Annotated in this window: 6 protein-coding genes; 5 read left to right on the top strand and 1 reads right to left on the bottom strand. The window is 59.7% G+C overall.

The genetic code is table 11. The features are described 5' to 3' along the window. Positions 1 to 513: 513 nt before the first annotated feature. The 5 genes from B5Y19_RS21370 to B5Y19_RS21390 all read left to right on the top strand — a co-directional run bounded on the left by B5Y19_RS21370 (position 514) and on the right by B5Y19_RS21390 (position 7,938). A complete protein-coding gene (locus tag B5Y19_RS21370) occupies positions 514 to 2,880 on the top strand; it encodes a hypothetical protein (RefSeq protein WP_079592057.1) in 2,367 nt (788 codons plus the stop codon). 274 nt (positions 2,881 to 3,154) lie between these two features. Continuing rightward, complete coding sequence (locus B5Y19_RS21375; RefSeq protein ID WP_079592058.1) at positions 3,155 to 5,050, top strand: DEAD/DEAH box helicase; 1,896 nt, start codon at positions 3,155 to 3,157, stop codon at positions 5,048 to 5,050. Positions 5,051 to 5,052: 2 nt separating this feature from the next. After that, a complete protein-coding gene (locus tag B5Y19_RS21380) occupies positions 5,053 to 5,481 on the top strand; it encodes an EcoRII N-terminal effector-binding domain-containing protein (protein ID WP_079592059.1) in 429 nt (142 codons plus the stop codon). Next, positions 5,478 to 7,088, top strand: coding sequence for an ATP-binding protein (locus B5Y19_RS21385; protein ID WP_079592060.1), 1,611 nt, complete (start codon positions 5,478 to 5,480; stop codon positions 7,086 to 7,088). The genes B5Y19_RS21380 and B5Y19_RS21385 overlap by 4 nt, the downstream gene beginning before the upstream one ends. Beyond that, positions 7,078 to 7,938 carry an HNH endonuclease gene (locus B5Y19_RS21390; protein ID WP_079592061.1) on the top strand — a complete coding sequence of 287 codons (861 nt, stop codon included), beginning with the start codon at positions 7,078 to 7,080 and terminating at the stop codon, positions 7,936 to 7,938. The genes B5Y19_RS21385 and B5Y19_RS21390 overlap by 11 nt, the downstream gene beginning before the upstream one ends. Positions 7,939 to 8,074: 136 nt before the next feature. On the opposite strand, the gene B5Y19_RS21395 is transcribed toward B5Y19_RS21390, so the two are convergent. Next, the coding region (locus B5Y19_RS21395) for a transposase (RefSeq protein WP_139384505.1) at positions 8,075 to 8,377 on the bottom strand (303 nt) is incomplete at its 5' end.

Here is an 8,377-nt window from a genome sequence, read left to right on the forward strand (position 1 = left end):
CGGTCTTCCTTCAACCCGCTCCGCTTCGATGCGGCTCGCATTTTCGTCTTCTAGCAATAGCTGGACGCCTAATACCAGTGAGTATGATGGTCGTCTCGTCCTTGAACTTGGGCAATCAAAGATGGTCGGTCACCAATCAAACAATGGGCGATCATTGGCACCACCTGCTGGAGCGAATCATCGGTCTTCTGATGCGGAGCGCGAAATGAGGGTTTGCTTTTGGTCAGTAACGTCGCTCAAGCACAGTAGAGCGGAGTGCTGTAAGGTCGACCTTCCCCATGCCGGAAATGGGTTCATCTTTACCTTGTCTGTTGAAGAGATGCCGCCCGATGATGGCCCGAACGACGGTTTGCGATGCGGCGAGCCTCGTGGGAATGGACGCTCGCTCTTTCGACGGGGAACGTCCGATTTCGGGCGATGCGCCAACCGCCCGCTCCTAGCGCTCATCACCCTGAAGTGAATCGAATCGGCTAGGTCCCGTAATTTCGTAAACCGCCGACATTTCGAGCCGATATGCCTACCGATGCGAATTCCCGCTTGCTCGTCACGAAGATCTCCGAGTTCTGCCGAAAGCGCCTGACGCCGTCCCTGCACGCCGACACGGAGCGGCTTCAAACGTATCTCGTCGATCTCATCTCACGCCGCGAGTATCCGCCGACCCGGGGCCGCGGCATCGACTGGCGGCTCATCGCGTATGATTGCGGCATCGACCATTTGCGCCTGGCAGCCATCAAGGAAGAAGTTCGCCCTGCTCTGGATGCGATCGTGCGGGCGTTCGACGCTGCGGCGGCGAGAGAGGCCCGGCCGCGCTTCGCCCTCCAGGGCGGTGTCGCCGTCGGCGAAGCGAACCCGCCGAAACCCCGCACCTCTGCCATACGTCGCGCACGCCTTCAACCCGACCTGTTCGCGGCGAATGATCCCGGCAAGGCCGTAAACACACTTCGACCAAGCCAGAAGCGGGGCGTGAAGCCGAAGATCGTCGTCGATTTCCCGCAAGCGCTCGATGATCGCTGGGAGGACCCTGGCACCTTTCGCGAAGCCCTGATGCTGCACATGCAGCGTCACGGTGAAACGTACTGGCACCTCCATCGCGCCATCGTCGACGCTGGGGAAAGCTTCGACATCAAGACGATCCGAAGCTGGGTTCAGGGAACGCGATCGCCTGCCAGCACCGACAGTTTGGCGATCCTGCAACGCATCGAGCGACGCTATCGACTGCCGGACGGATACTTCCGGGCGAAGCTGCCCCACCAGGGTCGGGCGGCGAGAGGGCACGAGCTGGAAGATATCAGCCCGTCCGAGCGGCGGAGGCTTGCTTGGCATCTTCCTGACAACTTCAATTCACTGCCGCATGCGGAGCGGGAGAAGATCGTCGAGTGGGTCAGACGCGTCATCATCAGCGGCGCGACGGATTATCGGCGGTTCCAGGCCGCGGCGGCCAAGCAACGCTATGCGATCCGGTTCCCCGGCGTCGCATATGGCCGCCCCGAACCCATCCATGATCCCGGCCACGGCACTCGCCCGGATGAGGAGTTGCCGCTGACCGACCCGGATCTGCTGTCGGGCGTCGTCGACGCACCGCCAGAGCTCACCATGGAGATGGCGGGCCTCGTGCGTTTCAAGACATCGACGCTGACCGCCCTCGGGCTCCAGCGCAACGGCGTCTGGGGTGAGGAGACGACGTCGCAGAAGATCGAGCATCTCGGCCTGATGCTCGGCGCGCTGGCAGCCTCGCCAAAGGGTGTCGTGCGTGGCTACGGCGTCCCGCTCGAGCATCTCACGCTCGGACTGCTTGTCTTCCCGGGCATCTGGGACTGGTACGTCCAATGGCGGGAACGACGTCGCGGGTTCTATACCGCCTGGGAGGTCGACATGCTGCGTATCGCGCTTGCCATGACGCGCCAGGAGACGGGGTGGTTACGGCAGCATCGCCATCTCGTCCAGCGAGTCCGCCCCATTCCGGGCCTCGTCTCGACCGACGAGATCGAACGCGCGCGAGCTGATTGGGACGGCGCTTGCGACGCATTCTACAAGCACGCGACCGGACGCGCGAAGGAGATCCAACGCGTGGCACGGGTCCACCGCGATCCGTTCGAGCCGATCATGCCGGTTCTCGAGGCGCCCAGCCCGGTCGGTGAGTATCGCAAGATCACCGAGGAGATACTGAAGCGGACACCCGATCCGAGCCGCTATCCGCGCGGCGCCGCGGAGGCCGTGCGGGCCTTCCTGTTGCTACGTCTCGGCCTGCACCTCGGATTGCGGCAAAAGAACCTGCGGCAGCTCATGGTCTGCCCGCGAGGGCACTTTCCCCGGTCGGAACGTCAGCTTGAGGACACGAAGCGCGGGGAACTGCGCTGGAGCGATAGGGACGGAGGCTGGGAAGTCCTCATCCCGGCCGTCGCATTCAAGAATGCGACCTCATCGTATTTCGGCAGCAAGCCATTCCGGCTGGTGCTGCCCGATCTTGGCGGCCTCAACGAGCACATCGAGACGTACATCACCCGGCATCGGAAGGTCCTGCTTTCCGGCGCCGACGACCCTGGGACGTTCTTCGTGAAGACGGTGAAGCAAACGAGCACAGATCCCGCTTACGATCAGACCACGTTCTACGAAGCCTGGAGATTGACGATCCAACGCTACGGCATCTTCAATCCCTTCACCGGGCGCGGGGCCATCCGGGGATTGCTACCACATGGTCCGCACAACGTTCGGGACGTGCTTGCGACGCATATCCTCAAGCAGACAGGCTCTTATGAGCAGGCCAGCTACGCCATCCAGGACACTCCGGAGATGGTCCAGAACCATTACGGGCGCTTCCTCCCGCAGGACAAGGCTGCCTTGGCGGCGAAGATATTGAATCAGGTTTGGGAAGCGGCTTGAAGGCGGCTAGCTCGTCGACTTCGACAGCGCGACCGTGACGGCTTCCGGTGCAAGGGCAATAACCGGAAGTCACCCATCTGCGGCATTGGACTGACCTGGTCTAGGCACAAAAAAGTCCGGCGGTGAGCAGGCTTTCTAGTTCGCCGATCACCGTACCTCTCGCTAATCGGGACAAGCTTCGCCCCTAAACACACAATCCTCCCACGCGCCACTTTATGCGGCGATTGCAATCGCTATAGTCATGATCGAGAGCTCGATTGTATCTTAGGGGACCATGATAACGCCGGGATGGGAGATTCGCGGAGGGTCTCTTTCGCTCATTGACGAGACCGGAAACGCGCGTCATCCGTCGGCCGACGAAATCTACAGCGCCCTTGTGGAAAAGCGCCCCTCGGCTGACTGGATACCGACAAGCATCGATGGTCTCCGCGCTTCACGCTACCCCCTTGCGCCATGCCTGACCATTTCGGAAGGTGGAGGGAACGAGCCCCCTTCCTACAGCATCGTGTCTGCCAGCCGGAGTGTGGAAGTCCCTCTTGACCTTGCTGACCTAGAACGCGGCTACAAGGTCTCTGAAGGCGTCTGGTATCCTATCGAGCCGGCGGCCAGCGCCGAGATCCTAGGGTTGATTCGAGGCACGGGCGTTACTTTGGGAACCGTGGCCTCTCTCAGGGCCTTTCTTGCAATCCGCAAGGCAGCTGGCGCGGGTGCATCTGTCGAGGATCGGACCGCGAACCACGCGATTTCGCCGCTTGCTTTTGCGCCATCGGGCGACGATGTGCCGGCCGGGGTGCAGGCAACCCTTTATCCATACCAGATTTCCGGATGGCGCTGGCTGAAGTTCCTTCTTGCTGAAGGTGTTGGTGGTCTCTTGGCCGACGAAATGGGCCTCGGCAAAACCTTGCAGATAATCAGCGCCCTGAGCGATTCTGGCAGCGCTCCGTTGCGGCCGGCTCTCATCATTGCGCCCGGTTCGTTGCTGGAGAACTGGCGGCGGGAAATCTCGAAGTTCGCTCCGCATCTCAAGGTGCTGAAGCATCATGGAGCCCTTCGAACAGGCCGACCCTCGGAGTTGAAGGACTACGATGTCGTAGTGACGTCCTACGACAATGCGGTTCGCGACAACAGCCTACTCAACATGATCGTCTGGAAGGTGATCGTGCTGGATGAAGCACAGTTCATCCGGAACCCGGACGCCCAACGGACACGGGCGGTAAAGCGCCTTCAGCGGGAGGCGGGGCTGGCGGTGACAGGGACGCCTGTCGAGAACCGCCTGCTCGATCTGTGGTCGGTCGTGGATTTCGTTCTGCCCGGCTATCTGGGTGACGCAAAAACCTTCGCATCGGAATATTCCGATGACGTCGATGGCGCAGCAAAGCTGGAACCGCTGGTTTCGCCGCTCATGCTGCGCCGACGTGTTGCCGAGGTGGCACAGGACCTGCCGAGCCGCATCGACATTCCGCAGGTCGTCGAGCTGGATGAAGGTGAAATAGCTGCCTATGATGCCGAACGGGAACGCATCTATGCGGAGTACGGCGCAGCTGCCACGCTCGTCGCCCTGACGTCCTTGCGCCGCTTCTGCGCTCATCCCGCTCTCATGAACGGCAACGCCGTAGCGGCCGACCCGATGTCCTTCTCGAAGTTTCGGCGGATGGACGAGATCGTGGAGGAAATTTTTTCGCGTAGCGAGAAGGTGATTATCTTCACATCGTTCACGGCAATGGCCGACTTGATCGCCCGCCACATCAAGAGCCGTTTCGGAACATTTGGGGGCGTCATCGACGGCCGCCTTTCCATTGACGAACGCCAGCCTCTGATCGACCGTTTCAGCGCTGTTCAGGGCGGTGCTGCGCTTGTTCTGAACCCGAAGGCCGGAGGAGCAGGCCTCAACATCACCGCCGCGAACCATGTGATCCACTATAATCCGGAATGGAATCCGGCCCTTGAAGACCAGGCGTCTGCCAGGGCTCACCGACGGGGCCAGCAACTGCCGGTGACAGTTCACAGACTTCTTGTCGCCGACACCGTCGAGGACGTGGTCGATGAACGCCTGACCCGCAAGAGAGCAATTTCCGGCACCGCTGTGGTAGGCCTTGAAGGCAAGGAAGATGATTACGGCGATATCGTCGCGGCGCTGATGCGATCGCCATCGAAGGGGGCTAGCGGGTAGGTATGGCAGAACGAACAATTGCGAAAGTGCTGAGCGCCAACGATACGGGGGAAACGGGTGCGCATCAGGCAGGTATTTTGGTGCCGAGAGAGGAGCGGTTGCTTTCCTTCTTTCCTCGTCTCGATCCAAGCCATTATAACCCAAGATGTCACCTGAATTTTTTGGATGACGGCGGCACTTATTGGGAATTTGCGTTCATCTATTACAACAATAAGCTTTTTGACGGCACACGTAACGAATACCGATTGACTAGGATGACCAAATACATCCGCCAGGCAAATCTGGTTCCTGGAGATGAGATCATTTTGGTGAGAGATGATGATGATCGGTATCGCATCACCCACAAGCGCAAGCAGCAGACGGAACGGACCAAAGGCGTTCTCAAGCTCGGCACGGGCTGGCGCGTAGTCGAAATCCAGGGGGGAAGATGAGCAGCATTCAGGAAATCGAACTGCCACCGGACCCGGAGCGGGTTATCGTTGGCCTGCGTGATACCGGCTACGAGTTCAATACCGCCGTGGCTGATATCGTCGACAACTCCATTGCCGCGAACGCAACCCGTATCCAGCTCTGGCTAGCGGCTGATTTGCGCGGCAATATCCGCCTGATGATTGCCGATAATGGCGACGGCATGAATCGTGACGGCCTGATCAATGCCATGCAATATGGCTCGAAAGCCCGCCCCAGCGCTGCCAGCCTCGGAAAATACGGCCTCGGCCTGAAGACCGCTTCGACAGCGTTCTGTAAGAAATTGTCGGTGATTTCCCGGCCGGACGGCAATACGCCGGCGCTCATGGCAACGTGGGACCTCTATCATGTCGCCAGGGTCAACAAATGGTCGCTTCTTCTCAATGACGAATGTGATCCAGAAGCGCTCGAAAATCTTGACGTCGTAGCTCCCGGCCGCGCAGGCACCGTGGTGTTATGGGAAGATGTTGATCGGCTGCTCAAGGAGTATCAGGACCCGGCCGGTGCGCCTGCACGCAAGGCGCTGAAAGCCCGGGAGGACGCCCTCCGCGAGCATCTTTCCATGGTGTATCAACGATTCCTGGACCCTGAGGATACCCGGGCGAAGAACGTCGTGATGGAAGTGAACGGGAAGCCTGTCATGGCGTGGGACCCGTTCCAGTCAAAGCTGTCCGAGTTGGTTGCAAACGAAACCATTGAGCCGGAATTATCGGATGGACGGACGGCCTCGTTTACGGCGCGTGCCTACATCCTGCCGCGGCGCGAGGAGTTTCCGGACGACACTGCTGCATCGGCTGCCAAACTCTCGAATGACCGACAAGGAATATACATCTATCGCGAAAACCGGCTGATCCACGACGCCGACTGGCTGGGTCTCTATCAGAAAGAGCCACACCTGACCTATTTGCGTGTCGAATTCTCCTTCGACCACAGGCTGGATGACGCTTTCCATCTGGATATCAAGAAGTCCCAGATCATCCTCAACGATGATTTGGCGAACTGGCTGCAAGGCGAATTCCTCACTGCACCGCGTCGTGAAGCCAATCGTAGGTCACGCGAGGGACAGCAGAAGCTGCTGTCCAAAAAGGGAGAGGGTGCGCACGACACCTCCAACAACAATATTCGTAATCGTGAGGCAGCCGCAGGCGGGCCGAAGGTAAATATCGCGGACCCGAACACTGGGGAAGCCATCGTTGAAAACAAGCATGGTACAACCAGATTGAAGCTGACGATAACGTCGTCAAAAAGACCGGGCGAGGTATTCATTCAGCCCGTTGAGGGAATCAACAACGGTCTCCTGTTCGAACCGGCACTAATCGAAGGGCACAAGGGTATCCGGATTAACACCAGTCACCCCTATTACCAGAAGGTCTATATTCCGAACCTCAATCGTAGCGTGACGATGCAAGGACTGGATTCCCTCATGTGGGCACTGGCCGTCGCAGAACTCTCGACGGTGCAGGACCACACCGCCTCGATGTTCCGCGACATGCGGTTCGAGGTGTCGCGGATTCTTGAGAAGCTTGTAGAGACGCTGCCTGAGCCTGAAGTGGATAGGGATGTCGCCTGATCCACGCTCGCTTGCGGAGCGGATCTCCGCTGAAACCGGACTGGAGTTTTCCGGCCGGGAAGGACGGGATAGCGGCGGCACGCGCTGGCTTGAACTCCAGCCTGCCGGCTATCCTTCGGGCCAAACCTTTACGCTGCGAACCTTCATAGGATGGCGGCGGCTGGACGTGCATTTCCGGCCAGGCAATTTCGCCGGCGATCTCATGAACGCCATGGGCTCGGCGGACGAGACCGGCCGTCGCACTTTCCGCGCGGTGCTGGACGTTTGCCGTGATGCAGATGCCGAAATCACTCTCAGCATCAATGGCGCAACATATCTTCCGGATGATTCAGCGATCTGGGAAATGCAGTGGCGCAGCTTTGGTATTGATCTGCGCCGCGGAATGCTGGCGATCAACGAGGGCAATGCTGAAGAAGACATGCGCCAGGTCGAACTCTGGACCTCGAGGGTAGCCGCGGCGGTTCTGGCGCTCTTGCCGGTGGAGACCGAGGAGGACGGATCTGGCGCCTCACCAGAGATCGTGGGACTTCCGGAGGGCGCAAGAACACGCATTGAGGTCAACGGCTACGAAAGGGACCGACGCAACCGTGCCGCCGCTCTCGCGATTCACGGCTATTCCTGCAAGGCCTGCAAGCTGGATATGGAAGAGCGCTACGGCGCCGCTGCTGCCGGCCTGATAGAGGTTCACCACGTGACGCCTGTCTCGCAAATCGGGAAGGATTACATCATCGATCCGAGAACCGACCTGACGCCGCTTTGTCCCAACTGCCATTCGGTCGCCCATCGCCGGAATCCGCCTTATTCCGTTGATGACCTCCGTGAAATGGTCGCGTCGGCGCACGATACCTGACGGTGAGCCTGCCTACTGCCGCTTCTTCACCAGCTCTACAAAGTTGCCAAGCGTCATGAGCCACCCGCGTTGGCTCTCGCGATATGTTGTGTTTCGGCGTGCAAGTTTGGCTCTGACGCAATCTCGCTGACGTTTTTCATAATTGGGCACCGATCAGGCGCGCCTGGAGGAGGTCGATCTTGCCTCGGCCATACATCTGTCGTTTGACGAGTTTGAGCCGGGTGATCTGGCCTTCCGTCTGACCATTTGACCAGGTTGAGATGATCGCCGCGTGTACGGCCGCTTCGTCTCGCCTGACGCCATTCGCCAGCGAAGCGATCAGGCTGCTTGAAGCGCGCTCTATCCAGGACGACAGCAGCTCGGCCCGTTTGGTTCTGATCATGGCGTGGAAGTCGGCAACGATCTCCCGAGCCTCGACCAACGTCGGCACGCCGCTTTC

The organism is Allobosea thiooxidans (genome assembly GCF_900168195.1).
In the GTDB taxonomy this organism is placed as follows: domain Bacteria; phylum Pseudomonadota; class Alphaproteobacteria; order Rhizobiales; family Beijerinckiaceae; genus Allobosea; species Allobosea thiooxidans.

What these genes read in the sequence shown, in the direction of transcription:
- B5Y19_RS21370 (WP_079592057.1), top strand. Translation starts at nt 514, where the DNA reads ATGCCTACCGATGCGAATTCCCGCTTGCTCGTCACGAAGATCTCCGAG.
- B5Y19_RS21375 (WP_079592058.1), top strand. Translation starts at nt 3,155, where the DNA reads ATGATAACGCCGGGATGGGAGATTCGCGGAGGGTCTCTTTCGCTCATT.
- B5Y19_RS21380 (WP_079592059.1), top strand. Translation starts at nt 5,053, where the DNA reads ATGGCAGAACGAACAATTGCGAAAGTGCTGAGCGCCAACGATACGGGG.
- B5Y19_RS21385 (WP_079592060.1), top strand. Translation starts at nt 5,478, where the DNA reads ATGAGCAGCATTCAGGAAATCGAACTGCCACCGGACCCGGAGCGGGTT.
- B5Y19_RS21390 (WP_079592061.1), top strand. Translation starts at nt 7,078, where the DNA reads ATGTCGCCTGATCCACGCTCGCTTGCGGAGCGGATCTCCGCTGAAACC.